Source organism: Methylobacterium durans, assembly GCF_003173715.1.
In the GTDB taxonomy this organism is placed as follows: domain Bacteria; phylum Pseudomonadota; class Alphaproteobacteria; order Rhizobiales; family Beijerinckiaceae; genus Methylobacterium; species Methylobacterium durans.
Map to the genome: position 1 here is coordinate 1,657,476 of NZ_CP029550.1, position 26,412 is coordinate 1,683,887.

Here is a 26,412-nt window from a genome sequence, read left to right on the forward strand (position 1 = left end):
GGCAGGCGGTGCCTGCGCCGGCCTGCGGCCTACGCGGCCCTACTCGAGATCGTCGAGGGGAAGGCCCGGGCCGTAGCCGTACGGCGAGGGATCGGAGCGATACGCCCCGTCGTCCTCCTCGTATCCGAAGGGTCGAGGCTGGAGCCGTGCCGGGATCGCGTAGCCCGGCTCGTAGGGGCGGCGGACCCTGGCGGCCTGGAAGCCGCGATTCCGAGTGCCCGCGACCAGGGGCTCGCCGCCACCGATCGTGATGCGCGTGTTGCCGATCCCTTCGGCCCTGACGAGAGCGAACAGGGTGGCGGCATTCCCCGGTGCCAGGCGGACGCAACCGTGCGACGCGGCGCGGCCGAGCCGACGGACATGGTTGGTTCCGTGAATCGCGTGACCGACCGCCGTGAAGAAGATGGCGTTGGGCATCGGCGCGTTGTCGTACTTGCGCGAGAAGTAGACGCGCTCGGTCCGCAGCACCCGGAAGGAACCACCCGGCGTGGCGTGCCCCGGAAGGCCCGTCGAGACGCGCCAATAGTAGAGCGGCTGTCCGTCGACCGAGACGGACATTCTCTGAGACAGCTTATCGATGGTGATGCGAACGTCCGCCGTCGCTGGAACCGATGTTGCGGCCAGCATGAGAAGGCCGGAGACCGCACCCAGGATTCGGATACGCATTTCGCACTCACGACGGATAACGGCGACGCTTCAGGGAAGCTACGCCGTGCATCATCCGAAGTTCCACCTGTGCTGCAAACGGCTGTGGTCAACCTCGGGAATGGTGCGGCACCGTCGGCGCGAGGCGTCTCCGGGCGACCTCATCGCCCGCCCGCGCATTCCTCGCCCGGGGACGGTTCCGCGGCCGCCGCACCGGGCTCGGGGCTCGCCTCCGCGCGCTCCGCCTGCGCAGGCCGCGGGCCCAGGGGCAACCAATGCGTCGGGGGCGCGCCGTCCCAGGGTACCGGCTTGTCGCCCGTCCAGAGGCGCCACTGTCCCTTGTGGCTGTATCGCGTGAGGATCCCGACGAACTGGTCCCGCCCGTCGAAGAGAAGAACCCTGCAGCCCTCCTCCGTCGGGGCCGTCTCGATCGGTTGCCATCCCATCATCATCCGTCACCGGAAGCTCGCGTCCTCAGAGGACGGAGATGCCTGGGCGGCCGGCTCGGTTCCGTCGATGCCGCAAGCAAGCGCGGCCCTCCCGCTGATCCTGCCGCGCAGGGGAGCAGCAATCGGACGCTCCGGTCGGACCTGTGCCGCCACGGGAGGGATGAAGGCGGGGACGCGTCTGCCGTGCCGCGCCGACCCCGTGACGGTCGTGCGAGCGTCCCTGCGCGTCGGCACCGCGACGAGCGTCGCGAGCGCGCCGCCGACATTTGCAGAATCCCTTCGGATTGCTCACCCTTCCCGCGGGCGGATCTCCGGCCGATCGAACGTGCCGACGACCGGCAGGCGCTTCACGCCGCCGTAGGTCTCGACGGAGAACGGGAATGGCAACGTGCACACCGCGCATCGCGGGTTCGTTCACCCGCGTCGCAGCCTTCGCCGTCGCGCTGATCGGCGGGCCGGTGTCAGCGCAGACCCAGGGTTGCATCCTGGCGCAGAGATCCGACCCGCCGGGGCAGGTGCTGACCTGCCGCGACGGGCTCGTCATCAGAACCGAGCCGGGCTCCGCCCTCTCCCTGTCCGATCGCAACCGCGACGGCATCCCGGAGGCGGCGCGCCTCGACGCGAAGGGCACGCTGATCCAGGCGCCGCCGGGCCGCGGCGGGTTCCAGATCCGGACGCCCCACGCGGTCGCGGTGGTGCGCGGCACCGTCTGGGCGGTCGACGTGACCGAGGAGCAGACCTCGGTCTTCGTCGAGACGGGCCGCGTCGCGGTTCGCCGGCCCGGAGGCCGCCCGGTCGAGCTCGGGGCCGGCGACGGCGTCGACGTGAAGCCGGGCCAGAATCCGCTCGTCGTGAAGCGCTGGTCCGCGGCACGGGCCGCCGCGCTCCTCGCGCGCTTCCGGCCCTGACCGGCCCGTGCGCCGGCTCCCTGCCGTCCGGCTCGTCCACGCCGCCCTGCTCGTCGCCATCGCCCTGGGCACGGCCCTGCAGCTCGCCGCCTGGCACCGCGACGGACGCGCGACGCCGCTCGACCGGGTCGAGAACGCGCTCCTCGACCTGCGCTTCCACCTCGCCGGGCCGCAGGCCGCCCCCGATCCGGTCGTCATCGTCGGGATCGACGACGCGGCAATCGCGGAAGCCGGCGGCTTTCCCGTGCCGCGCGCGGCGCTGGCGCGGCTGGTGCGCGCCATCCACGACCGCAACCCGCGCGCCCTCGGCATCGACCTCCTGCTCCTCGACCCGCGCCAGCCGGAGGACGATGCCGCGCTGGGCGCCGCTCTGGCCGAGGCGCGCGCGGTGCTGGCCGGCGCGGCCGTGTTCCCGCAGGGGCCGGAGGGGGTGGCGCGGTCGGAGGGCGCGCGCCTGCCCGCCGCCGAGCGGGTGCTGCGGCCGCACGATCGCTTCGGCACCGGAACGGGCTTCGGCCTGACCAACATCGCCGCGGACCACAACGGGACGCCGCGCCACCTGCCGCTCCTCGTCGCGGACAACGGGAACCTCCTGCCCTCGCTGCCGCTCCGGCTGGCCGCGCAGGCATCGGGTGCGGAGCCGATCCTCAGGCCAGACCGGATCACGATCGGCCCGGCCGTCTCGCGGCTCGATCTCGGGCTGAGCATCCCGTTCCGGTTCTACGGGCCGCGCGGCACCCTCCGCACGATCAGCGCCGCCGCCCTGCTGCGCGGCGAGCGGACGGCCGACCTCGTCGGGGGGCGCGTCGTCCTCGTCGGCACCACGGCGTTCGGGACCGGCGACACCTACGCGACGCCCTACGATCCGGTCCTGCCCGGCGTCGAGGTGCTCGCCACCGGCCTCGCGCATCTCCTGTCCGGGGACGGGCTCGTGCGCGGGGAGGCCCAGCGCCGGATCGACGCGGCGGCCGCGCTCGTCCTCGCCCTCGGCAGCGCGCTCCTTCTCGTCCTCGCCCCGCCGGCCGTCGCGGTGGGGCTCATCGGGTTGCTGGCGCTCGCGTGGGTGGCCGCCACGGTGGCGGCCTTCTCGCAGGGATTCTGGCTCGCCACCGCGCTGCCCCTGGCGGCGATGGTGCCGGTGATCGGCTTCGGGCTCGGCGGGCGCCTCGTCCTCGATCGCCGCGACGCCGACGCCCATGCGCGGGCCGAGCGGGCGCTGCGCGCCTTCCACCCGCCCCGACTCGCCGCGCGGCTCGCCGCCGATCCGGGCTTCCTCGCCGAGCCGCTCGTGCAGAGGGCGGCGATCCTGTTCCTCGACCTCGCCGGCTTCACCGGAGTCAGCGAGCGCCTCGGCCCCTTGCGGACGCAGAGCCTCCTGAAGGGCTTCCACGCCCTGGTCGAGGCGCGGATCAGCCGCCACGGCGGTCTCGTCGTCACCTTCATGGGGGACGGCGCGATGTGCGTGTTCGGCCTTGCGGACCCGAGCCCCGACGATGCCCGGCGGGCTCTCGCCGCCGCCCTCGACCTGGTCCCCGCGATCCGCGCCTGGCTCGCCGGCGAGCCCGCCTTCGGCGGCCGGGGCGACCTGCGGGTCGGGGTTCACGACGGCACGGTGGTGGTGTCGCGCCTCGGAGCCAGCGACCATCAGCAGATCACCGCGACGGGGGACAGCGTCAACCTCGCGAGCCGCCTGATGGAGGTCGGCAAGGGCCTCGGGGCCGCCTTGGTGGTGAGCGACGACCTCCTCGCCGCGGCGGGGCCCGAGAGCGTCGCGGCCGCCGGTTTCGAGGGCCGCCGCACCGTCTCGATCCGCGGCCGCGAGCAGAAGCTGACGGTCGCCTTCCGCTGGTGCAATCGCGACGCGGCGACGACCGCCGCCAATCCTTGAGCGGCAGCGCCGAGAAGCAGGACCGCTACAGCGTCGACGCGGCCGCAGGTCCTGCCGTCCGGCACCGGCCGGTCACCGGCGGCCTGTCTCGATGGACCGGGCATGTTGCGCAGCGCGGAACCGGGTGCCGGCGCGGCCATTCCCCGTCCGGCATCCGGTGCGGTCCCGCCGGAACATCGCCTCTGACCAGCGAGGAATGGGATTGCCGAGCGTCGCTGCCGTTGGAACCGCCGGCTGGAACGTGCCGAAGGCCTATGCCAGCCGGTTTCCGACGGGCGGGAGCCATCTCGAACGCTATGCACAGCGCTTCGATGCGGTCGAGATCAACACGTCGTTCTACCGGCCGCATCGTGTCGCGACCTACGAGCGCTGGGCCGCGGCCGTGCCCGAGCCGTTCCGCTTCGCGGTGAAGGTCCCGCGCGCGATCACGCACGAGCGACGCCTCGAGAACGCCGACGCGCCGCTCGCGCGATTCCTCGGCGAGGTCGCCGGGCTCGGACCGAAGCTGGGCCCGCTCCTGCTGCAACTGCCGCCGAGCCTTCCCTTTCAGGCCGGGACAGGCGGCGGGTTCCTGCAGCGCCTCAGGCATGCCGTTCCGGGAAGCATCGTCTGCGAGCCGCGGCATGTGAGCTGGTTTGCGCCCGACGTCGACGCGCTCCTGGCGGATCTGCGCATCGCCCGGGTCGCTGCCGATCCGGCACCGGTGCCGCAAGCCAGCGAGCCTGGCGGCTGGCGCGGATTGGCCTATCGTCGCCTGCACGGGTCACCGCGGATCTACCACTCGGCCTACGCGCCGGGTGCGCTCGACGCGCTGGCGGAGCGTCTCAGGGCCGAGGCGAGGGACGGCGTGCCGAGCTGGTGCATCTTCGACAACACGGCGGATTTTGCGGCCACGGGTGACGCGTTCATGACGCTGGAACGCATGATGCGGGATGCCGGACCGCGCGCAGGGGTCGAGGATCGCGCCGCTGACGAGCCTCTGCCCCGGTGATGCCGACCCGACCCCTGGGAGTGTCGGGTAGGGGACCGACCTGGTCTCGGCGCGTTTTCGGCTCGACGGTCGTGGCCGGCCTCGGCATTCCTAGCCATCCAGAGGCGCGGGCCATGCCGGCTCGCACCCCGGTCGCAGGGCTGAGGAACCATCCGGACGTGAACCACGCCGGGCCTGATGTGTCGCCGCTCCTCAGCGGACCGAGCCCCGGAGCGTCCGTATGAGCGCGGCCGAAGCTGCCCTGGACGCCCGCATTCCCCTGGCCTGCTGCCTCGGCATGCTCGCCGTCGGCGTCAACGGCACGGCGATCATGGCCGCGCTGCCGACCATGCGCGCGGATCTCGCCCTCGATTCCGAGGCGGTGACCTGGGCGGTGAACAGCTACCTCCTCGCCTCCGCCGCCTGCATCATCCTGGGCGGCCGGGCTTCGGACTGGGTCGGTGCCCGGCGCGTCGCCCTGGCGGGCCTCATCCTCTTCGGCGCCGCCTCGGCGGTGATCGCCCTGGCGACGGGGCCCGCAACGCTCCTGGCGGGCCGCGCCGCGCAGGGGCTCGGCGCGGCGTTCGCCGTGCCCGCGACGCTCGCGTGCATCGGGCAGGCGGCCGATCCCTCCCGGCGGAGCGCCGCCCTGAGTGCCTGGGCGGGCGCGCTGATGCTGGGATTCAGTCTCGGGCCCCTCGTCGGCGGCGCGGCCACCCACCTCCTCGGCTGGCGCAGCGTGTTCGTCTGCACCGCGCTCGCCCTCGCCGCCGCCGCGATCGCGCTCTCGACCGCCCGAGCGGAGGCACCGCCGGCAGCCCAGCGCCCGTCCCACCTCGATGCGGCCGGCTTCGCCCTGCTCGCGACCCTGATGGTCTCGGCCGTCCTTGCCCTGAACGGCCTGCCGCGTGCGGGGCAGGCGCCGCTTCACGTCGCCGTCCCGCTCGCCGCGGCGGCCGCGGCCTCCGCCCTGTTCGTGCGCGTGGAGCGGCGCGCCGCCGATCCGTTCGTGGACCTCGCCGGGATCCGGCGATCCCCGCTCTTCCTGCGGGCGGCCGCGATCGGGGCGGTCGCCATGTTCTGCATCCTGTCGACGCTGCTCTACTTCAACATCGATGCCCAGGGCGAAGCGGGGCTCGGGCTGACGCCGGTCGGCGCCGGGCTGATGCTGCTGCCGCTGAGCGTCGGCCTGTTCGCCCTGTCCCGGCTCGCGCCGCGCGCGGTGCGCCGGCTCGGTTCGGCCGGCGCGCTCTCGGGTGCCCTCGTCGTGGTCGCCCTCGCCTGCGGGGCGATCGTAGCGGCGGCGCATCTCCGCTCGGAGGCGATCCTGGCCGTCGGCCTGTTCCTGTTCGGTGCCGGCCTCGCCGTGCCCTACGCCACCGCCCCGCACCTCGCCCTCGCGGCGCTGCCGCCCGAGGCCGCGGGACAGAGCTCGGGCCTGATCAACGCCTGCACCTTCCTCGGCGGCAGCTTCGGGTGACCGGGGGCGCGATCCTCTACCCGCTGGCGGGTCTCGCGGGCGTGCTGGGCCTCGTGGCGGCCGCGGCGCTCGCGGGCGCCGCCCTGGCCCGCAGCCTGCCGCGCACGGCCGATGAAGGCCCGTGATCCCCTTCGGGTCGCTCCTCAGAGGTAGGGCAGGAACAGCCGGGCGCCGGCGTCGCGCAGCTTGGCGGGGATCGAGCGCCGCGCGAGATCCGCCTGCGTCAGGCGCGCCGTCATCGTGCGCTCCATGGATCGGCCGAGCGCGTCCGCCAAGCCGGCATCGTAGATCTCGACATTCAGCTCGAAGTTGAGGCGGAAGCTGCGCATGTCCCAGTTCGCGCTGCCGACGAAGCTCCATTCCTCGTCGACGACCAGCATCTTGGAATGATCGAAGGGGGGCTCGTTCAGCCAGATCCGCACGCCGCTCGCCAGCAACGGATCGACATGCGCGCGCGTCGCCCAGTCGACGAGGCGATGATTGCTCACCCGCGGAATGATGACGTCGACCGACAGGCCCCGCACGGCCGCGAGCGAGAGGACGCTGGCCAGCACCTCGTTCGGCAGGAAATAGGGTGTCGCGAGGCGGATACTGCGCCGGGCGCAGATCATTGCCTGCAGCATCACGAGCTCGATCTTCTCGATGTCGGCGTCGGGCCCCGACGTGACGACGCGCGCCAGGCTCCAGCCCGCCGGCGCGATCGCGGGAAACCACCACTCGCCCTCAAGCTCCTCGCCCCTGACGAAGGCCCAGTCGCTCGCGAAGGCCATCGTGAGCTGCTCGACCACGGGTCCGGCGATCCGGAAATGCGTGTCGCGGACGGGATCGGGCGGCTGCAGGGCCACGCGGTTCTCGTCGGCGATGTTGATCCCGCCCGTGAAGGCCGTCGCCCCGTCGACGATCAGAAGCTTCTTGTGGGTGCGCAGGTTCAGGAACGGCATGCGCCACGGCAGGGCCGAGTGCATGAACAGGCCGACCGGCACGCCGGCCCGGCGCGCCCGTCGGTAGATCCGATGCGAGAAGTAGCCGCTGCCGATGCCGTCGATGATCACCCGAACCTCGGCCCCCCGCGACCGGGCCGCCACGAGGGCATCGAGGAATGCGCCGCCGATCCCATCGTCGCGGAAGATGTAGCTCGAGAGCGCCACGGAGCGCTCCGCGGCGCCGATCGCCGCCAGCATCGCCGGGTAGGCCTCGTCGCCGTTGCGCAGCACCTGCACGGCGTTGCCCGCGCGGATCGGCAGACGGGTGATCTGCCGGACGGCATGATCGAGGGACGCGAAGGGCGGCCGCACCGGGGAAGCGTGGCTCGGCGCCTCGTCCGCCTGACGGGAGGGGCTCGCGCTGAGCTGGCGCGCCCGGCGCGAGACCCGGTTGACGCCGAGGAGGACGTACAGGACGGTGCCCAGGATCGGCGAGAGCCAGACGAGGCCGATCCAGCTGATGGCCGCCCCGACCTCCCGCTTGTGCAGCAGGGCGTGGATCATGGCCGCGACGGCCAGGCCGAAGCCGAGCAGGGCGAGGATGTCCGATCGGATGGCGGCCGACGACACCAGCCAGGAGCGAAGAGCGTCTTCCACGGCCGTTCCTGATCTCGACACCCGGGCCCGGGCAACCGACACTTGAGAGGAAGCCGTCAGGCTTGCCTAGAGGTCTGCGAGATCCGAGGTTGGCGAGATCGGGGAACGATCGCGCCCCGGCTGCGCCGAACACCGCCCGCCTGATCCGGCCGCGCAGCGGTCTCGATCGCGGGCCGCGAATGGTCCGCCGCACCGAGGCCGACCCGGCCGGCCGACGCGACCGGTCGCACGGCGTGCGCCTCGCGTGGCGCTGCGGAGCGCCCCGCAGGCGCAAACCCTGCCGCGCCCCGTTGCGCCCCCGCCCCGCATCGGCTAGTGAATCCGCCACGGTCAGCACCCGTAGCTCAGCTGGATAGAGCGTTGCCCTCCGAAGGCGGAGGACCCAGCTCTCCGACACGCTAAGTGCCTCCAATTACTGCAATAGGTTAGCCAAAGCTTGATCGCTTGAGGGCGCTAAATTGCGTTTTGCCGGCGCACAAGGGCCGCAACGGACCGCGGGCACGAGGCCTCAATGATTCGCCGCGTGAACGGCTAAGACCTCCTGGATCTCGGGGAGAAGCTTGTTCGTCGCGGCGCGTCCCAGGCTGATCGTCTCCGCGGCTCGGTGGAACTCGAACAGGCCAATCTCGGCCAGCCGAGGCGAGATCATCAGGTCTGGCGGATCACCCGCCAGCCGGGACCGCGCGATGCGATCCTGGGCGATGTTGAAGGCGTCGGTCAGGATCGAGGCAGGACGCCTGACCCGGATCGCCGGCCGCGCGTGAAGCGCCTCTGACATCCGGCGCCGCGCTTGAAGCCTGGACCACCAGCCCGTCGCCATCGGGGCTGGCGGCTGCGGATCGCGGTCGCTACCGTGGGTCGGAATGACCGTTCCGCGCGATCGTGGATCACCGTTGAGGTTCACGCAGATTACGACGTCGGCCCCCAGCGCCCGCGCAAGCGTCACCGGAATCGGGTTCACGAGCGCGCCGTCCATCAGCACGCGCCCACCCGATTCAACGGGCTCGAAGATGCCCGGAAGCGCGTAGGACGCCCGGATCGCATCGACGAGTGAGCCTTGCGTCAGCCAGACTTCGTGGCCCGTCGCGATCTCCGTTGAAACAGCGGCGAAGCGCAGCTTCAGATCGTCAATTGTGAGGGGCCCGAGATCGCGCTCCAGAAGGAGACGCAGTCGCTCGCCGCCAATGAGACCCGCGCCGGCAAGTTGAACATCGAGCAAACCGAGGATGCGCCGCTTCGTCAGAGAGCGGGCGAAGCCCTCGACCGCGTCGAGTTTGCCCGCTGCGTGGCAGCCCCCAACGACGGCACCGACGGAGCACCCGGCGATGATGTCGGGCGCGATCCCGGCATCGAGCAGCGCCTGCAGAACGCCGATATGCGCCCAACCCCGTGCCGCGCCCGAACCGAGGGCAAGGCCGAGCCGGAGAGGTCTCGCGCTCGACTGGACGAGAAGCTCATCTGGCGGTTCCAGCACCGGCTGGGCAATGTCTCGTCCGAACCAGTCGACGCCCATACCGTCCTCACCTTGCTCAGGAAGATCATGGCACAGACTTGCCTAATTCCACACCAACACGCTCTGGATATTTGTTGGTAGCCTTAAAGAGCAGGCGCAAGAATGCGCCAAAGACAGGTTAGCGCAACGAGACTCGGTGTTGGGAGCAGTAGGCGTCGCAAAATACTGCCCCCACTTGGCGTCCGCTCAACGAAGGGGCTCGGGCGTGATGCCCTACCGTTCGACGCGTTACCAGCCCGCAGTCGTGCCAGATGCACAGTTCGGCTCGCTCAACGAAGTCCCAGAGAACCGCACAGTGGGTGAAGGGCATGGACCCTGCGCTCACCTGGATCAGGATCACATCCTTGGGTGCCGCTAATGACGAGCCGAGGTCAGCGTGCCGGCTGACGTGTCGCTGATCTGAGGCTGCTCGCTAGGAGCGTGCGGGCGCGGCTGACACGGCTTTTAACGGTGCCCACCTGACAGTCCATTACTTCGGCGGCCGCCTCGTAGGTCAGGCCCTTCGCACCAACGAGCAGCAGCGCCTCCCGCTGGAGCGGCGGCAACTTGGCCATGTGCGCCCAGACCACCTGCAGATCCGAGCCGTGCTCCTGGGCAGCTGGTGTGATCAGCCGAGCTGCCATGGCTCCGTCTGCATCCTCCACCTCCCGCTTGCGCTTGCGGCACTCCGTGTAGAACTGGTTGCGCAGAATGGTGCACAGCCAAGCCATCAAGTTCGTGCCCGGCACGAAGCGGTCTTGAGCTGCCCAGGCCTTCAGCAGCGTCTCCTGCACGAGATCATCCGCGCGCGTGATGTCCCCGACGAGCGACAGAGCGAACGCGCGCAAGCCCGGGAGCGCGGCGGTCAGACCTTGGCGGAAGGCCGCCGCGCCTGCTGTCTCTTGGCCCGCAAGCACGCTGTCGAGCTGCTGCAGCAGGTCCAACAAGCGCTGCGGCAGCTGGCCAGTTGCCAGCGTTCGGTAGACTGCCTGCAGCCGACTGCCAAGGTGATCCCGCACGGCTGCGGGGAGGCTGACGCGCTCGGCGCTAGCTGCTGTGGGTGGTTCGAGTCCGCCAGCACGGTCCAGATCACCTGGATGGCGGCCACCAGCTAACAGCATGGTCTTTGGCTCACTTCTCTCCGCGCCGCTCGAGCAATCCAGCTGTGCTGATGAATATGGCTCGTGGCCTGACACGTCAGCTTGCGGCGCAGCAGCACCCACTGCGCGAACTACGTAGTAAAGTTCGCGCCCAACGCCGTGGCCGAAGGTATGCCAGAACCGCTGACTGGCGGATGAATAAATCGCGGCAAATGAAAGCGGGATCCTTAAGCTTACCATCTGCGTTCCGGCCTTCGCCTAGCGGTGAGCGGAGACAGGGCGATGGCCCGCCCAGTGACCTACAGCATTCTCGATTGCCCGCGAGGACTGTTCGAAATCGTGGCCGTTCTGGGCCCCAGCTCCGTGTATCGTCGCGGCGGATTTCAGACCCTCGCGGAAGCAGAGGCAAGTGTTGAGGAGCTGCGAGCGCTGATGGCAGCCTGCGGAGCAACGCTCTTGCGCTGTGAGGGTGAACTGTCCGGTGCAGAATTGAGGGTGACACATAAGCCTAGGCCGCCACCTTGGGCTGGGTCACCTGAGTAGGCGCTTCCCTGGCCTCGTCATTGAGGTCAGCATGGTGTCGAAGCTGTCCAAGTCGGCGCTTGCGTGCTGCAAGACCTCAGCAAAGTGGGCGCCTCAAGCCCGGGCTGTTGTTCCAGACGATGAAGATGCCGCGTTCGCGGGTCGAGAGCGTGGCTACCGCATGTGTCGGGCGCAGCGCGGCCTCTGAAGAACTCAGCTTCGCTTTCCTCCTACCGCCCTTTTGCGGCACGAAGTCCCAGAGAACCACGCAGGAGCCAAAGGCCATAGATCCTGGGCTCACCTGCATCCGGAACACATCCTGGGATCCTAACCAGTTCTACCATTTCCGCAGAAGCTGAGCCCCTCTTCCGAAACGCTAGAAGCCATGCAAAAATCAGAACGAGGGGAGACGGATCAGATTTAGCGCAGGGCTAATAGTAAAGTTTGAGCTTACATCGCGGCTAATTGCACATGCCTCCTCGGCTGAGGTGCTCGATAACGGAGAAAATAACCATGCGGCTGAAGAAGGTGCCAACGACTCCGTTTTCTGACCAGAGACCTGGCACATCTGGGCTTCGCAAGAAAGTTGCCGTCTTTCAGCAGCAGCACTATGTTGAAAATTTCATCCAGTCGATATTCAACTCTGTTCCGAATCGCGATGGAAGCACGCTTGTTGTGGGAGGTGACGGCCGCTTCCTTAATCAACAGGTGGTGCAAACCACGCTTAAGATGGCTGCTGCGAATGGATTTGCCCGTGCTCTAGTCGGACAATGGGGACTGCTCTCGACACCAGCCGCGTCGTGCATCATCCGCAAACATGGCGCAATTGGCGGGATCGTGCTCTCTGCTAGCCACAATCCCGGTGGACCAGAGGGTGATTTCGGGATCAAATTAAACACGGCGAACGGTGGGCCAGCCCCTGAGAGCATCACGAGCGCGATCTTTGAGGAAACTCGAAATATAACCGAATACCGCTTGATCGACACGGCCGACCTAGAACTGCATCAGACCGGCATTCAGCGCATCGGCGACATGCTTGTCGAAGTTGTTGATCCGACAGCTGATTACGTATCCCTGATGCGTGAACTCATCGATTTCAGCGCGATTGCGCGCATGTTTGCCGGAGGGTTCCGGCTGCAATTCGACGCGATGCACGCTGTTACGGGCCCCTACGCTAGGGCGATACTTGAAGGTGAGTTAGGCGCCCCTGTAGGCACAGTTATCAACGGTGTCCCGAAGGCAGATTTTGGTGGTCATCACCCTGACCCGAACCCTGTTCATGCTCGCGCGCTATTCGACCTGATGCACTCCGCCAATGCGCCAGATTTTGGCGCCGCATCGGATGGGGACGGCGACCGCAACATGATCGTCGCACCACATCTGTTCGTCACTCCAAGCGATAGTCTCGCGATCCTTGCCGCACATGCGCATCGCGCGCCGGGATACGCGGCAGGCGTTGTTGGTGTCGCGCGCTCCATGCCAACGAGCCGCGCGGTCGATCGAGTTGCCGCTACACTCGGCATCCACGCCTATGAGACACCGACTGGATGGAAGTTCTTCGGCAACCTTCTGGATGCTGGACTCATCACCTTGTGCGGTGAGGAGAGCGCAGGGACAAGCTCAAATCACGTTCGAGAGAAGGATGGACTTTGGGCGGTATTGCTCTGGCTGAACATCCTAGCCGCGACGGGCAAGCGCGCACAAGACATTGTCCGAGAGCATTGGGCCAAGTTCGGCCGAGATTACTACACGCGCCACGATTACGAGGAGGTTGATTCTGTTGCTGCTGAACGGCTGATGAGCCACTTGCGGGACAAGCTCGTCTGCCTTCCGGGGCAGCGTGTCGGCGAGCTTTCTGTCGCCGCGGCCGATGATTTCCGCTACGTCGATCCCGTTGATGCTTCAATGACTGAGCATCAAGGCGTGCGAATCACCTTTCAGGAGGGTGCACGTGTTGTATTTCGGCTGTCTGGCACTGGCACCTCGGGCGCAACCTTGCGCGTTTACATCGAGCGCTATGAAAACGATCGTGAACGCCTCGAGCTGCCTCCGGCAGATGTGCTCGCGCCGGTTGTAGATGCAGCTCGGGAAATCGCCCAGATTGAGGCTTTCACCGACCGGAACGAACCGAGTGTGATTACGTGATGTTTCCCGTTTCCGCCGGAGCTTGGCCGCCTCTTTGCAAAGGCGCAGCAACCTAGCTCGGCAGTTCGGGGGAGGCGGTCCCTTGGGCCTATTTCACCTCAGGCGCCCGGCCGGGATCAGGCGGGCGAACGTTGTGCCCCGCCTTGAGGAGCCTTCCGACCGCATCCTCGTTCACCAAACCCGGGCCCTTCAGCAGGCTGTGCCGGCAGCCGCGAGGTGCGTGAAAGCAGGCTCGGAAGGAGGACGTGAACGGATGAACACTGAGAGCGCCAGCCCCCGCTATGCAGATCTCGATGCGTGGGGAAGCAGCGACGTTCTTCACGCGCTTTGGGAGAGCCAGCTTGCGGCTGTCGCTGCAATAGGCCCAGCGCTTCATGCAATCGCAGCTGCCGCTGAAGCTGCGGAGGCTGGTCTTCGCCAAAATGGACGTCTCCTTTATGTCGGCGCGGGCACCTCGGCTCGGATTGGCGTGCAGGATGGGGTGGAGCTACCCCCCACCTTTGACTGGCCAGAGGAGCGGATCGGCTTCGCTATAGCAGGCGGAGATGGCGCCATTCTTCAGGCTGTCGAAGGCGCGGAGGACTCGGCCGCGGAAGCAAGTGCGTGGATCGAGCGAGCGAAGATCCGCCCAGACGATGTCGTCATTGGCCTTTCTGCCAGCGGGGCAACACCTTTCACGCTCGCCGCGCTCGAGAGCGCCCGCGCACGCGGAGCAGTCACCGTAGGCGTAGCGAACAATCCTAATACGCCTATCCTGCAGCATTGCAGCTACCCAATCCTGGTAGCGACAGGTGAGGAGGTGGTCGCCGGCTCTACCCGAATGAAGGCAGGCACGGCCCAGAAGGTTGTTCTCAACCTGCTCTCAACATTGGTCATGATCCGCCTCGGCCGAGTTTACCGGGGCCGAATGATCTCAATGCGTCCGACGAACAAGAAGCTGCGCAGCCGGGGGGTCGCTATGGTGGCTCAGATTGCAGGTTGCGATGAGGGTGCTGCGGCTCGGGCAAGTGCGGAAGCTGGCGGCGACATCAAGCTCGCGATATTGATCGCCATGGGTGCTGGTCGTTCGGGGGCAGAAGAATTGTTGGATCGGCACGAAGGAAACCTGCGAGCCGCCATCGCAGCTGCCGATCTAGGGGCGCGACCGTGAGTTGAATCCTGAAGCTCTGACAGTTTGATCAAGGTGATGGTGATGCAGTGAAGGACGCTGAGGCCTCGGTGCTGCCCGATCTAGTAATCGCCGCAGAGCGTGTCTTCGACGGCGAGGAGTTCCACCGCAACTGCAGCGTGGTCGTGCGCAGCGGTCGAATTTCAGACGTGACATCGGTCACCTCGCCCGCCGTTCGCCAGATCCGACTGCCAGCAGGTGCGATCCTGGCCCCGGGCTTCGTTGACGTGCAGGTCAACGGCGGCGGGGGGATTCTTCTGAATGATGATCCCAGTGCAGCTGCCATAGCGCGCATCGCCGCAGCCCATCGTGATGTCGGCGGAACGACTGCGCTTCTGCCAACTTTGATCAGCGACACGCGCCCGGCGATCCAGGCCGCGATCGATGCAGTCTCTGCCGCCATCGCAGCGGGTGTGCCTGGCATCTTGGGCATTCACCTGGAGGGCCCGCTTCTCAGCCCTCAGAGGCCAGGCATCCATGATCCTGAACGCCTCACGCAGCTTATGCCAGGGGACATAGAGCTGCTCACCAGCCTTGGCGATCGCGGCATCACGCTTGTCACGCTCGCGCCAGAGGTCGTGCCGCCCGGCACGGTGGCAGCACTCGTCGCCCGGGGTGCACGCGTGAGCGCAGGGCACACAGCAGATGATGGATCCGCCATCCGAGAAGCACTCGAGGAAGGTCTCACCGGCTTCACGCACCTCTTCAACGCGATGTCGCAGCTCGGCCCTCGAGCGTCTGGCGCCGTCGGTGTGGCGTTCACCGACGACCGTGCCTTCGCTGGCATCATTGCAGATGGTCACCATGTCGGAGACGCGTCGCTCAAGGTGGCGCGACGTATGATGGGAACAGCGCGTCTGCTGCTCGTGACAGATGCCATGCCGCCCGTGGGTGAACGGGACGCATGCCCAACCTTCACTCTGTTCGGCCAAACGATCTATCGAGAGGGTGACCGCCTCGCCAGCGCGAACGGAACACTCGCCGGATCAGCACTGACGATGGCCAAGGCTGTTCGGCACATGACGACACACGGCGGCGCGTCGCTGGCAGAGGCGCTGACGATGGGGTCGCTGACACCCGCATGCTTTCTTCAACTCGACGCGCAAATCGGCAGAGCGGTGCCCGCTCATGCCGCGGATCTCGTTGCTCTCGACAGCGAGCTGAATGTCCTCGGCACGTGCATTCGCGGAGATTGGGTCTCCTCCGGCTGGAGTCCACACCCGTAAAACTCACTGGCGGCAGCGGCAGAGTGGACGGTTCAGCAGAGCGAAGCTTGGCAGTTAGACTAAAGAGATACCAAGAGTTTTTGCTTAAGATGTTACGTGGACTGGCACGTTACCGATCAGCCGCATGGCACGAGCGGGGTAACGCGAGCGACGATCCAAGGCATCAACCAGGGCCACCTCATCGCACAGGCCGATCAGATTCTGGCTAACGTCCCCGCCCCCACAAGCTGAGCTAAAAGTGACAGCAATGGACCGCCGAGCATGTGGAGCTTCGGCGGTTTCGCCGAAACGTCAGGCTCGACATGCACTGGCCTGCTCTAATCTCACTGCCGTCAGACCGCGAGTTATGCGGCAGAACGCGCGTTGTCCGCAGCTGTCGGCGGAGCCTGATCCGTGTTGCACGTTGCGACGACGACCTGCTCCGCCTCCTGACATAGAGCGGCTGCAAGGAGCCTTGCGCGCTTCACCCAGAGGCCACGCTCCTCCCGAATGCCATCAAGGCAGTCATGGCTTGCAGCCAAAGCCACACGCAGCTCGTCAATTTCGTTGCGCAGTTCGGTCGTGCACTGTCGCTCGCTCGCCAAAGCCGCTTTGAGCACGGCGAGGGCGACCTCGGATGAACCTCGCGGTGCACGCTTCGTGCCTCTCACTCCCGTTGCAACTGATTTTGAAGCCACGAGCGGGATATCCTTTCGGATCGCAATCGCCGGAAGCTTCTCGAGCAAAGCACGATTGGGGCGGAGCTCCTCGAGTTCTGCCCGCACCTGATCGATGTCGACGGCGACTGAGCTTCGAGGTGCGTCCACCGCGTCTGACGGAAGGGAAGGGCTTGAGGTGACCACTCCCTCTTCGTCCAAAACGAGGCTGTGCAGCATGGAGAAGACCGCATCGCCGTCTAGCCGCGACAGATCAAAACCGCTCTCGGCAGCCAGCTTGCTAAATTGCGCTTGTCCCCGTGCAGACTGGCCGACAAAGGCCATGGACCAGTTCGCGAAGCCGCGGCTCTCGACTGGGCCGCATTGCAGCACCGTCACATCGCCATGGCGCAGATCACGCTGAATCCGCTCGAACGTGTCCTCGACCCCCCGGCGCGGCCCCTCGAGAACCTGCGCAAAGGCGCCACCGTTGAACATCAGTGCGCCCGTGACATCAACCGCCGCATTGTTGCGCTGGGATGACTCAAGGATCTGCGTGATAGCCGCTGCAGCCTCGACCTCCAATCCTTGCAGCAAGTTCTTGCTGGCATAAACGAGGCGGTATAGGTCGCCCATAGCGGAATGCCCCGACATTCTTGAGTGGATGATAAGTTCTACTGGCAGCTGCCGATCAGCCGCACGATCTCATCGGCCGGCACCGGTCGACTAACTAGATAGCCCTGCACATCCGTGCAGCCTTCTTCGCGGATGCGCTCCATCTGCTCCGGAGTCTCCACACCCTCTGCAATCGTGGTCATGCCAAGACTCTGACCCAGCCCAGCGATCGCACGGATGATTGCATTCCCGTCTGGCTTCACCGCCAAATCCTTCACGAAGGAGCGGTCGATCTTGATCTTGTCGAAGGGGAACGAGCGAAGATAGCTCAAGGACGAGTAGCCGGTGCCGAAATCGTCCATTGAGACCCGCACGCCGAGGTCGCGCAGGCGGTGCAGCGTCTGCAGGGTCTTCTCGCTCTCCTGCAGCAGCACGCCCTCGGTGATCTCGACCTCGAGGCGCGCGGCTGGCAGGCCGGACGTTGCCAGCGCCGACACAATCATCTCCACGAGCCGGTCGCTTTTGAACTGCGCCGGCGAGACATTGACGGCCACCGAGAGCGGCGCCGGCCAACTCACCGCGTCACGGCAGGCCTGGCGCATCACCCACTCGCCGATCGGCACGATCAGCCCGATCTCCTCCGCGAGCGGGATGAAGTCGAGCGGTGATACCATCCCGCGCTCGGGATGGCGCCAGCGGATCAGCGCCTCGCAGCCTGTGAGCTGGTTCGTCTTCAGGTTGAGCTGCGGCTGGTAGTGGAGCTGGAACTCGCGGCGGGCGAGCGCCTGCCGCATGTCGAGTTCGAGCTGGCGGCGCGCTTGCATGCGCGCGTCCATCTCGGGCTCGAAGAAGCGGAATGTGCCGCGCCCGTCGAGCTTGGCCCGGTAGAGCGCGAGGTCCGCGTTCTTCAGGAGTCGGTCGGCGTCCTGCCCGTCGGCGGGCGCGAAAGCCACGCCGACGCTGGCGCCGATGGTCAGGAGGTGGCCGTCGACCATGTAAGTCCGGCCGATCAGGTCGACGAGGCGGCGTGCGAGTGCCTGTGTGTCCGCCGGCTCCCTAATTGCGGTCTGAAGGACGACGAACTCGTCGCCACCTATGCGAGCGACAGTGTCGGTCGGCCGCACTGTCGAGCGCAGGCGCTCGGCCACCTTCACGAGGAGGGCGTCGCCGACCGGGTGACCGAGCGTGTCGTTGACCGGCTTGAAGCGGTCGAGATCGACCAGCAGCAGAGCGCAGGCCTCCTCACCGCGCCGCAAGCGAGCAAGCGCCTGATCCAGACGCTCACGAAGCAGCAACCTATTTGGCAGTCCGGTCAACGGATCGAGGCGCGCCATATCTGCGGCGCTCGCCTCGGCGGCCCTGCGCGCACTTACGTCTTCGCCGGTGAGTGCCCATCCCTCTCCTTCGACAGGATGAAGCTCGGCTCGAACCATCTGATTCTGAAATGTTATCTCGAATGCGGCATGCGCCTGCTCATCCACTGCGCGGCGCAACTGCTGGAAGAGTTCACGGCGAGATGGAGCGGTCGCCCTTCTTAGGGCGAGCAGTAACTGCAGAACGGATGCAGCAGCCGACCGTGCAATGCCCAAGTTTGCCAGCAAACGCTGGGCGGACTCAGTGCAAAGGCTGACGCGACCACCCGAGTCGAAAAATATCGCCGCGAGCTGGATGCTGTTGAGGCAATGAACAAGCCTTCCCGATGATGTTCCTGCCTGCACCGCCAAATGAGCAGAATTTGTCTGTGTTGTTGAACGACGAATGGGCAGATCTGCCAGCATGTGTAACTAGCTCAGTGATGCGCACAATGTGCGGCCTCGGCGGCACCAATCCGGAGCTCTACGACATCATGCCTTTCCTAAGTTTCTGTGTAAGATATGAGAAGCAGGCCGCCGTAGGGTTAACGACAGCTTCAAGCACGGGCCAACTCAGAGCAGCAAGTCGGCATCCAGTCTACTAGCCGTCTGCCCGGCGGAGCAGAGGCATCAACTTCTCCAAACGTGCGCGAAGCGTTGCGGGCGTGAAGGGCTTGAGCAGATAATCATCGACGCCGACGTGCTTCGCGCTTGCCGCACTGGCGATGTCGCGACTGGCAGTTGCCATCAACACACAGGTGTCCTTGAGCGCGGCATCCGCTCGTATGAATTGAACAAGCCGCAGCCCGCTCATCGGCTCCATCTTGAGATCAGCCAAAACAAGATGGAACCGCTCCGAGCGCAGCCGCTCCAACGCCTCCGCTCCGCTCTCCGCGACGGCGACGTCGACAAAGCCCAGCTTGCCCAGGATGCTCTTGAGCAACTCGGCCATCATGCTTTGATCATCAACAACAAGCGCCCGAAGATCATTAAAGGCGTTCATACGCGCTCGGCGGCAGCACTGCGGGATGCAGGCACACTCCCCACGAAGAGTTAAGATGCCCTCAACAGGGCATGTCGCCTTGGCTTCGGCAGCTCAGGGGAAACCGCCTTCACGGTGTGGAAAGGCTGGCGCATTAGGTCAGATGCCTTCGAACGGGAGGCTCTGGTGCTCGCGCTGCATTCTGTCGTTTCTGATGTCGAGGGCGCCATTGCGAGTGGCGACCCGGCCAAGCGCGTCAGCATGCTGCGCCAGATGACGGGCCTGTTCACGGCGCAGGCGCCGCGGCTCAGCGAGGATCAGATCGGCGCCTTCGACGAGGTGATCCTGCGCCTCTCGCGCGACATCGAGACCCGCGCCCGAGCCGAATTGTCGGCGCACCTCGCGGACGTGGCCAATGCCCCGCGCCGGGTGGTGCGCAACCTCGCCTACGATCCCTCCGCGGAGGTGGCCGGGCCCGTGCTCGAACGCTCGAACCGCCTCGACGAGAGCGACCTCGTCCAGATCGCGAGCGGTGCCGGGCAGCAGCACCTGATGGCCCTCTCTCGCCGCAGCACGCTGGCCGAGCGCGTCACCGACGTCATCGTCTCGCGGGGCAACGAGCAGGTGGTGCGCAGCGTCGCGGGCAACCAGGGCGCCCGGTTCTCGGCCGGCGGCTTCCAGATCCTGACGACGCGGGCCCAGCAGGATTCGGAGCTGGGCCGCGTGCTGACGAAGCGCTCCGACGTGCCGGAGGCGCAGCGCGCGCAACTCGTCGCCATCGCCCGCGAGCGCGCCCGCCAAGCCCTGGCGGCGGAATTCGGCGAGAATGCCGCCGCGCAGGCGACCCTCGCCGTTGCAACGGCTCTGACAGCGGTTCCTGCAGACTTCACTCCGGCCGAAGTGGCCGTCGCCAGGCAGGCGAAGGCTGGCCTCGATGAAGCAACCGTGCAGACTTGGCTGACCTCCGGCGAGACCACCTACGCGCTGGTGGCGCTGGCCCGGCTCGCGGGCGTTCCCTCGGCGATCGCCCTCAACGCGCACGCTGCGCCGACCACCGACCCGCTCCTGTTCCTGGTGCGCTCGGTCCGCTTCGGCTGGAAGACGCTGAAGCTCCTCCTCGCGAGCCGCCCGGAGGGCACGCCGAACACGGAGGCGCTGCAGAGCGCCTTCCAGGCCTTCCAGGACCTCTCCGTCGCGACGGCGCAGCGCGTGATCCGCTTCACCGCGGCCCGCGACAAGCTGGAGCAGCCGAGCGCCGCCTGAGCGCCAATGCGCACGACTTTAGCGTGCTGCCCGCCTTGACGGAGATTGTGCATTGCAACATGGAGACGCCGCGGCGCTCAGAATGATTTGGCGCCCGTGTTGAGTTTGAGGGGACATCATGACGACCACCCAGCCGAGCTTCGAGGTTCCGGCCGAGATGCGCGACTTCGCCGAGAAGAGCGTCGAGCAGGCCCGCAACGCCGTCGCCACCATCCTGCAGAACACCCGCAAGGCAGCCGAGAGCTTCCAGGCGTCCACAAAGACGACTGAGCTGCCCGCCAGCGCTGCCTTCTCGCGTGGCCTCGACTTCACTGAGCAGAACGTCGCGGCTGCCTTCGACCTGGCGCAGAAGCTGGTGCGTGCGCGTGATGCGCAGGAGGCCCTGCAGCTCCAGGCGGAGTATGTCCGCACGCAGTTTGCTGCCATGCAGAACCAGGCCAAGGACCTCGTCGGCACGATCCAACCTGCCAAGGCCTGATCGCAGCTGATCACCCCCTCCCCCGCGCTGATCGTAGGGTGCGGGGGAGGCACTGCTACTCGGAGATAGCGAGCAATGGCGCGACGCGGACGGCCGTCCTTGTTGGACATGAAGCAGACAGGCCGCACTGCTGGGGCCGGGCACAGGGGCAAGCTCCCAGCAGGTCCTACGTCAGCGGCTACGGATCACGCCTTGAACAAGGATGGGCCTTCGGCACCGGCCAGCGTGGCCGAGACGATTAAGGCTGCCCTGCACTCGCCCACTGAGGCTTCTGCACCTGCTCCGAATAAGCTCGTGGCAGGAGTCTCACCGAGCGCAATCCAAGCCCAGCCAGCGACATCTGCAGCATCGGTGTCAAGCAAAGCGGTAGACCAAGCGGCGCAACGCCCAGCGCGAGATGAGAGTGCTCGGGAACCCGCGCCTAGCAAGAGCACGGAACCAAGTGACTTGGAGCCAGCACACGCCGAACCGCGGCGCGCCGCGAGCACGCGACCGGAACAGTCTGAAGCGGCTCTCGGGCGCACGCAGACCGGCGCGGGCGCCGCTCCGCCCACGAGGAGCAACCAGCCTCCGACTTCAGCCTCTTCGGAAGCAGCTGCCCAAGGAAAAGGAGCTCAACCTGCAAGCGGCTGGAGAGGCCGCGCCCCAGCTCAGGCTGAGGCGTTTGCTGGCCCGCTCAATGTTACCCGCGCAGCCGTCCAGGCGAACGTGACCGTGTGGTCCTATCTGCGCAAAGAGAGCGAGGCTGCTGTCGCCCACTTCCGCGCTCTGAGCAGTGCGAAGTCCCCGACTGATGCGCTGGCACTCCAGGCGCAGGAGATGAGCCGCACACTCAATGCTGCGCTGAGCCTCGGGCAGGATTTGGCTGGCCTCACGACTGGGGCGAAGAAGAAGCAATAGAGCCGCCCCAATATTCACAACGCGGGTCGCCTTCGGGCGGCGCTTTTTGTTTTCCGCCCCGCGGTCAACTCGAAGCAGCACGAAGTCCCAGGGAGCCACGCGGCAGCCGAAGGGCTTGGACCTTGGGCTTACCTAAACCCGAAGCACATCCTTGGATCCCGCTCGCCTGGGCCAACGAAACCCAATCCACAGAAGGCCGCGGGTTTCCGGCACCGATATCCCGCGCTTTAGAGAAGGAGAACGATACACCTATTGAATAGGAGGGGTGCTCTCAGGCGGTCGGCGGAACTTCGTGGCCTGCTCGAAGCTGTAGGCAAGCCGGATCAGTGTCGCCTCGTCCCACGGTCGGCCCAGAAGCTCGACTCCAACCGGAACGCCAATCGGCGCACTCTCGCTAGGCGGAGAGAAGCCGCCCGGCACGGTGATCGCCGGGAAACCCGTCGCGGAGCCCAAAATGCCATTGCGCTCCACTTGGCGTGCTCCAATCGGCACAACTAGGCGCTGCTGGTGGGGGTAGACCAATGCGTCGAGCTGATTCTCGGCCATGATCTGCATCACGCGATCGCGCAGCTTCGCCCGTATGAAGAGGCGATCCTTGTATTCGGCACTGTCCCGGTCGAGCCCTTGGGACTTTCGGATCTCATCGCCGATATTCGGCGAGAACTTACCGGATGCGATGATCTCCTCCAAGGATTTGACCGGCGCGTTCGCCTTCGGGTCGGACAGGTAGCTGTTCAGGTCAGGCTTCAGATCGTAGAGATGCACGCTGACCCCGGTCACCAGTTTGTTGGTGTCGAGCATGGGATCGCGGATGGACACCATCGTCGCTCCGGCTTCCTCCATGCGGCGAATGGCTTCCCGCGTGACATTGTTCACGTCCTGGTGCACAGGCTCTTTACCGAACAGCGTCTCTACGATGCCGATGCGGGCACCTTTCAGCCCGTCCGCCTTCAAGAACGTGGTGTAATCCTTCTCGACATGACCGGCGTTCCAGGCAGTTGCGGGATCGCCAGCGTCGTAGCCCACCAACACGTTCAACGTCTTGACGGCATCTGTCAGGGTGCGCGCGAGAGGGCCGGCAGCGTCCTGCACGAACGAATATGGAATGATGCCGGTTCGGCTGACCAATCCGACGGTTGGCCGGATGCCGACGAGGCTGTTGGCCGACGCTGGCGAGCGGATCGAATTGATGGTGTCCGTGCCGATGCCGACCAGGCCGAAGTTGGCTGCGAGACCCGCACCCGTGCCGCCACTGGAGCCGCCGGGCGTCCGGGTAAGATCGTAGGGATTGCGCGTCTGTCCGCCGAGTGAGCTGATGGTCTCACCCCAGACGGCGAACTCATGAAGGTTGGTCTTGGCGATGATGATCGCGCCTGCCGCCTTCAGCTTCTTGACGATGGTCGCATCCTCGGGCGGCACGTAGCCTTCAAGGCTCAGCGACCCACCTGTCGTCGGCATGTCGGCCGTGTTGGTATTATCCTTGAGCAGAACGGGGACACCATGAAGCGGGCCGACCGGACCTGAGGCTTTGAACTTCGCGTCCAAGTCGTCAGCGATCTCGCGTGCTTTCGGGTTGACGAGAATGACCGCGTTAAGCGCCGGGCCCTTCTTATCATAGGCGTCGATCCTCGCGAGATAGAAATCGACGAGCTGACGTGCAGTCAACTTGCCGTCTTTCATCGCAGACTGAACATCTGCGACAGTCGCCTCTTGCAATTTCAGTCTCGAATCGCCTTCCGCAGAGGCGTGATAAGCATGCAAACTCAAGGCGAGACCAACGGCTACACTGAAGCGACTACGCAATATAGCTCGCATGACAGATGGATCCTTCAAGGCCAGCCTGCCCCCCGGAACCGCATTCATTATGCTCTTGCCTCGAAGCGTAGAGCCGCAAGGGCAGAGTTTGCAATGCGGATTTCCGCCGGTTCCGCACTTCAGGGCGTCCTTTCGGCTTGTGCTCAGCGCCGCCTGTCGTGCGGAGGCTGAGGATCGCAGCTTTCATGTTGGCTTCGCGGGATCGCGGTGCGCCGCGGGAACATGAAGCCGCGATGGACGAAGCTCGGGCAGTGGCCGCAGTCCCCTGCCCGAGCCTCAGCTTGAGACATTTACCTGGGGCTCAATGGTGGGTCGCAGCCGATGTGTTCGTGTGCGCCAGGAAGAAGCGCATCATCTCTCGGCTGGCATCGGGACCACGCGGGTCCGTGTAAGTGCCGGCCGTGCTGCCGCCTGACCAAGCGTGTCCCGCGCCATGCAGAAGCCACTGCTCAAGGACATCACACCCGCTATCATCAGCTTGAACGGTCCGTGTATAGGCCATCCCACCAGACGTCTTGCCGGACGTTACTTTCGTATTCAGCGCGGCTCTGGGCCTCGCCTGAGCGATCACTTGATCGCCGTTGATGGGGTTGACCGTTCGATCACTGTCACCGTGGAAGACGATGGTCGGCACGATCGGTCCGTTCCCTCTCGGCCGAACGGCACCGCCTCCGCTCATCGCAGCAAAGGCCGACGGCATGTCCTTGGCTGCACCGCAGGCCAACCCGGAGTGGATGCCAACTGCGGCGAACAGGTCCGGATAGGTGGCTGCCATGATGGCAGCCGCAGCGCCGCCCGCCGAGAGACCAGCCACGTAAACCCGCGCTCGGTCGGCTGAGAACTCCTCAACAACGGCAAGCGCAATGCCGGCAATCAGCGAGGGCTCTCCGCCCTCACGCCGCTGGTCACTCGTGTTGAACCAGTTCCAGCACTTCTGCATGTTGGCTGTTTGGGGCTGGCGTGGATACACGACGAGGAAGGTCTGCTCCTCGGCCAGTTCGTTCATCCGTGTGCCCGCGGCAAAATCGTCTGGGTCCTGAGTGCAGCCGTGCAGCATGACCACGACTGGAAGCGCCTGGCCGGTGTAGCCACTGGGGACGAACACCTTGTAGGTGCGGCTTCCCGCATCGTTCGAGAAGGTCCGCTCCTCGAAGCGCGCACCATCCGGCACAGGAACCGATGTCTGCCGCTTGGACCGGAGGCCTTCGCCGAGACCAGCCCGCGGGCCCGATTCAGCGAGACGGTCGCGGAAGGCGTGCATCGTCTCGGCGAGATCGGGAAAACCCGCGGCCTGCTCGCGAGGCGCTGACGCCCTGGCGGCCTGCGCCCACCCGTGACCCGCCGCCGTCCAGGCGCCGCCCGGGGCTGAGGGAGCGACCATGTCGATCGTCGGCCCTGCGCGCTTGGCTCTCCAACCGCCCTTTTGCGCCTCGCTGTCCGACCCGCCGTGAGCTGTGTCCGGGACTGCGCGGCCCTGAAGCAGCGCCATGGCTTCAGTGAGTTTGCCGGCCCGGGTGAGACGGGTCACCTTACCCATGTCGATCTTGCTGAACGCGTTCATGATCATAATTCCTCGTTCGCCCAAGCCGAATTGGGCGTGAGCGTGGTCTTGCAGTGGCTGGATAGGTCGAAGGTTCAGGCTGTGCGGTCGGCGAGAGCGGCCTTCACAGCCGGACTCGCCTGAAAAGCTCCGAGAACCTCGACTGAGCCGATGGCAGCCCGGGCGAGCTCCGGGGTGACATCCTCAGCAATGCTCGCGAGACCGAGAACCTGGATGTGAAGCGGAGCTCCGGCATCCCGCGCCGCCTCCAGATCTCGCTGTGTGAAGTGCGATAGGCCGAGACTGAGCTGGCGCCGCGCCACCGATTGGCGGACGGCCTCGTCCTGCCGCTCAAGCTGGTTGCGCACAGCCGTGCGGATGAAGTCAGCGCGGTTGGCATAGAACCCGTCGCGCACCATCAGGTCCACGCGACCGAGATCGACGAAGCCTAGGTTGACCGTAATCTTCTCGCTGTCGGCACCCTTCGGCCGCAGCTCCTGTATGTTGCTTGCCACCAGAAATCCCTATCGCCATCCCGCTGGATGGTCTGAAGATGGGTTCGGGATGGTGAATCGCAAGAGCGTGCCTGACAGGGATCTCTTTTCCCAGCCTGCTCAGATGCGCAGTTCTTACCGCGAGGCGGTGCTGACCTGAGCCGACATCGTCCTCCCCTTCGAGCGCGTCGGCACGACGATCGAGGCCCGACTGGTGCTCATCTTCGACGAGCCTGGGAAGGCGCACGCCTGCGCTGAGGCGGTGAGACAACGGATGAGCGGCGTCGCAACCGTGGATCGCACCGTGGACGAGGCGACCAGCGCGGAGGAGGATCGCCTCTTAGCCGCAGGTGGTGCCGTGCCGCCCTTCTTGCGGGGTCCGACGCCCTGGACCAGGGCGGCTGCATTGAACTTCCGCGAAGCGGTCTGGCTGGGCCCACTCGCCCGGGCTGCCGCGCGACTCAGTGAAGCCGGAATTCTCCGTCGATGGCTCGCAGCTCGGCGGGCTTGATCAGGCGGCTGTGGGCTACTTTCACAGAGTGAAGTGGCCCATCGAGTGTCTCCTGCCAGAACGCAAGGAAGCGGCGCAATTCTGGAAACTCCGGAAATAGGTCGTGGTGCTGCCAGACGAAGCTCTGCAGCAGATGCGGGTGATCGGGCAGGTGATAGAGGATCTCGGCGGTGGTCAGGCTGTAGCCTTCCAGCTGGCGGCGGAAGGCTGGCGACACGGACATTCGGAACCTCGCTCGATCGTGCTGAACGATT

General features: G+C 66.2%; 23 protein-coding genes. 11 read left to right on the plus strand and 12 right to left on the minus strand.

What is annotated here, in order from left to right:
- Nucleotides 1-39: 39 nt before the first annotated feature.
- Nucleotides 40-666: a L,D-transpeptidase gene (locus DK389_RS07700; RefSeq protein WP_109888579.1), complete on the minus strand. Its 627-nt coding sequence runs from the start codon at nucleotides 664-666 to the stop codon at nucleotides 40-42.
- A 140-nt stretch (nucleotides 667-806) separates the two neighbouring features.
- The gene (locus DK389_RS07705; protein ID WP_162560548.1) at nucleotides 807-1,091 is read right to left on the minus strand and encodes a hypothetical protein; all 285 of its coding nucleotides are present in this window, start codon (nucleotides 1,089-1,091) and stop codon (nucleotides 807-809) included.
- Between the two features lie 383 nt (nucleotides 1,092-1,474).
- Between DK389_RS07705 and DK389_RS07710 the strand changes: the two genes are divergently transcribed.
- From DK389_RS07710 to DK389_RS34930, 5 genes are all read left to right on the plus strand, one after another.
- Complete coding sequence (locus DK389_RS07710) at nucleotides 1,475-2,002, plus strand: FecR domain-containing protein (RefSeq protein WP_109888583.1); 528 nt, start codon at nucleotides 1,475-1,477, stop codon at nucleotides 2,000-2,002.
- A 7-nt stretch (nucleotides 2,003-2,009) separates the two neighbouring features.
- Complete coding sequence (locus DK389_RS07715) at nucleotides 2,010-3,890, plus strand: CHASE2 domain-containing protein (protein WP_236960725.1); 1,881 nt, start codon at nucleotides 2,010-2,012, stop codon at nucleotides 3,888-3,890.
- A gap of 196 nt (nucleotides 3,891-4,086) precedes the next feature.
- Nucleotides 4,087-4,881, plus strand: a complete 795-nt coding sequence (locus DK389_RS07720) for a DUF72 domain-containing protein (protein ID WP_109888585.1) — start codon at nucleotides 4,087-4,089, stop codon at nucleotides 4,879-4,881.
- Nucleotides 4,882-5,101: 220 nt separating this feature from the next.
- Nucleotides 5,102-6,340, plus strand: a complete 1,239-nt coding sequence (locus DK389_RS07725; RefSeq protein ID WP_109888587.1) for an MFS transporter — start codon at nucleotides 5,102-5,104, stop codon at nucleotides 6,338-6,340.
- The gene (locus tag DK389_RS34930) at nucleotides 6,337-6,465 is read left to right on the plus strand and encodes a hypothetical protein (RefSeq protein WP_257791933.1); all 129 of its coding nucleotides are present in this window, start codon (nucleotides 6,337-6,339) and stop codon (nucleotides 6,463-6,465) included. Before DK389_RS07725 ends, DK389_RS34930 begins: the two co-directional genes overlap by 4 nt.
- Nucleotides 6,466-6,483: 18 nt before the next feature.
- Here DK389_RS34930 and DK389_RS07730 read toward each other — a convergent pair whose 3' ends face one another.
- The 3 genes from DK389_RS07730 to DK389_RS07740 form a co-directional block, all read right to left on the minus strand.
- Nucleotides 6,484-7,920 carry a phospholipase D-like domain-containing protein gene (locus DK389_RS07730; RefSeq protein ID WP_109888589.1) on the minus strand — a complete coding sequence of 479 codons (1,437 nt, stop codon included), beginning with the start codon at nucleotides 7,918-7,920 and terminating at the stop codon, nucleotides 6,484-6,486.
- A 508-nt stretch (nucleotides 7,921-8,428) separates the two neighbouring features.
- Nucleotides 8,429-9,433 carry a patatin-like phospholipase family protein gene (locus tag DK389_RS07735; protein ID WP_109888591.1) on the minus strand — a complete coding sequence of 335 codons (1,005 nt, stop codon included), beginning with the start codon at nucleotides 9,431-9,433 and terminating at the stop codon, nucleotides 8,429-8,431.
- Nucleotides 9,434-9,804: 371 nt separating this feature from the next.
- Nucleotides 9,805-10,533 carry a NepR family anti-sigma factor gene (locus DK389_RS07740; RefSeq protein WP_109888593.1) on the minus strand — a complete coding sequence of 243 codons (729 nt, stop codon included), beginning with the start codon at nucleotides 10,531-10,533 and terminating at the stop codon, nucleotides 9,805-9,807.
- Nucleotides 10,534-11,547: 1,014 nt separating this feature from the next.
- On the opposite strand from DK389_RS07740, the gene DK389_RS07750 reads away from it, so the two are divergent.
- From DK389_RS07750 to nagA, 3 genes are all read left to right on the plus strand, one after another.
- A complete protein-coding gene (locus tag DK389_RS07750) occupies nucleotides 11,548-13,179 on the plus strand; it encodes an alpha-D-glucose phosphate-specific phosphoglucomutase (protein WP_109888597.1) in 1,632 nt (543 codons plus the stop codon).
- A gap of 253 nt (nucleotides 13,180-13,432) precedes the next feature.
- Nucleotides 13,433-14,329 carry an N-acetylmuramic acid 6-phosphate etherase gene (locus DK389_RS07755; protein WP_109888598.1) on the plus strand — a complete coding sequence of 299 codons (897 nt, stop codon included), beginning with the start codon at nucleotides 13,433-13,435 and terminating at the stop codon, nucleotides 14,327-14,329.
- Between the two features lie 47 nt (nucleotides 14,330-14,376).
- Nucleotides 14,377-15,573 (plus strand): N-acetylglucosamine-6-phosphate deacetylase, encoded by a 1,197-nt coding sequence (nagA, locus tag DK389_RS07760; protein WP_236960727.1) that lies wholly within the window; start codon nucleotides 14,377-14,379, stop codon nucleotides 15,571-15,573.
- Between the two features lie 344 nt (nucleotides 15,574-15,917).
- On the opposite strand, the gene DK389_RS07765 is transcribed toward nagA, so the two are convergent.
- The 3 genes from DK389_RS07765 to DK389_RS07775 form a co-directional block, all read right to left on the minus strand.
- Nucleotides 15,918-16,844 carry a BLUF domain-containing protein gene (locus DK389_RS07765; RefSeq protein ID WP_109888600.1) on the minus strand — a complete coding sequence of 309 codons (927 nt, stop codon included), beginning with the start codon at nucleotides 16,842-16,844 and terminating at the stop codon, nucleotides 15,918-15,920.
- A gap of 38 nt (nucleotides 16,845-16,882) precedes the next feature.
- On the minus strand, nucleotides 16,883-18,601 hold the full coding sequence (locus tag DK389_RS07770) for a putative bifunctional diguanylate cyclase/phosphodiesterase (protein WP_109888602.1): 1,719 nt from the start codon (nucleotides 18,599-18,601) through the stop codon (nucleotides 16,883-16,885).
- A 175-nt stretch (nucleotides 18,602-18,776) separates the two neighbouring features.
- Nucleotides 18,777-19,178: a response regulator gene (locus DK389_RS07775; protein ID WP_109888604.1), complete on the minus strand. Its 402-nt coding sequence runs from the start codon at nucleotides 19,176-19,178 to the stop codon at nucleotides 18,777-18,779.
- Nucleotides 19,179-19,343: 165 nt separating this feature from the next.
- On the opposite strand from DK389_RS07775, the gene DK389_RS07780 reads away from it, so the two are divergent.
- From DK389_RS07780 to DK389_RS32135, 3 genes are all read left to right on the plus strand, one after another.
- The gene (locus DK389_RS07780) at nucleotides 19,344-20,420 is read left to right on the plus strand and encodes a DUF2336 domain-containing protein (protein WP_109888606.1); all 1,077 of its coding nucleotides are present in this window, start codon (nucleotides 19,344-19,346) and stop codon (nucleotides 20,418-20,420) included.
- Between the two features lie 118 nt (nucleotides 20,421-20,538).
- Nucleotides 20,539-20,898, plus strand: coding sequence for a phasin (locus DK389_RS07785; protein ID WP_109888608.1), 360 nt, complete (start codon nucleotides 20,539-20,541; stop codon nucleotides 20,896-20,898).
- Nucleotides 20,899-21,612: 714 nt separating this feature from the next.
- Complete coding sequence (locus tag DK389_RS32135; RefSeq protein ID WP_162560549.1) at nucleotides 21,613-21,798, plus strand: phasin family protein; 186 nt, start codon at nucleotides 21,613-21,615, stop codon at nucleotides 21,796-21,798.
- Between the two features lie 249 nt (nucleotides 21,799-22,047).
- Here DK389_RS32135 and DK389_RS07795 read toward each other — a convergent pair whose 3' ends face one another.
- The 4 genes from DK389_RS07795 to DK389_RS07810 form a co-directional block, all read right to left on the minus strand.
- A complete protein-coding gene (locus tag DK389_RS07795) occupies nucleotides 22,048-23,478 on the minus strand; it encodes an amidase family protein (RefSeq protein WP_210206738.1) in 1,431 nt (476 codons plus the stop codon).
- Between the two features lie 436 nt (nucleotides 23,479-23,914).
- Complete coding sequence (locus tag DK389_RS07800) at nucleotides 23,915-25,174, minus strand: extracellular catalytic domain type 1 short-chain-length polyhydroxyalkanoate depolymerase (RefSeq protein WP_109896135.1); 1,260 nt, start codon at nucleotides 25,172-25,174, stop codon at nucleotides 23,915-23,917.
- A 74-nt stretch (nucleotides 25,175-25,248) separates the two neighbouring features.
- Entirely contained in the window at nucleotides 25,249-25,668 is a 420-nt protein-coding gene (locus DK389_RS07805) for a CopG family transcriptional regulator (protein WP_109888613.1), read from the minus strand.
- A 440-nt stretch (nucleotides 25,669-26,108) separates the two neighbouring features.
- Complete coding sequence (locus DK389_RS07810; RefSeq protein ID WP_109888614.1) at nucleotides 26,109-26,381, minus strand: usg protein; 273 nt, start codon at nucleotides 26,379-26,381, stop codon at nucleotides 26,109-26,111.
- Nucleotides 26,382-26,412: the final 31 nt, after the last annotated feature.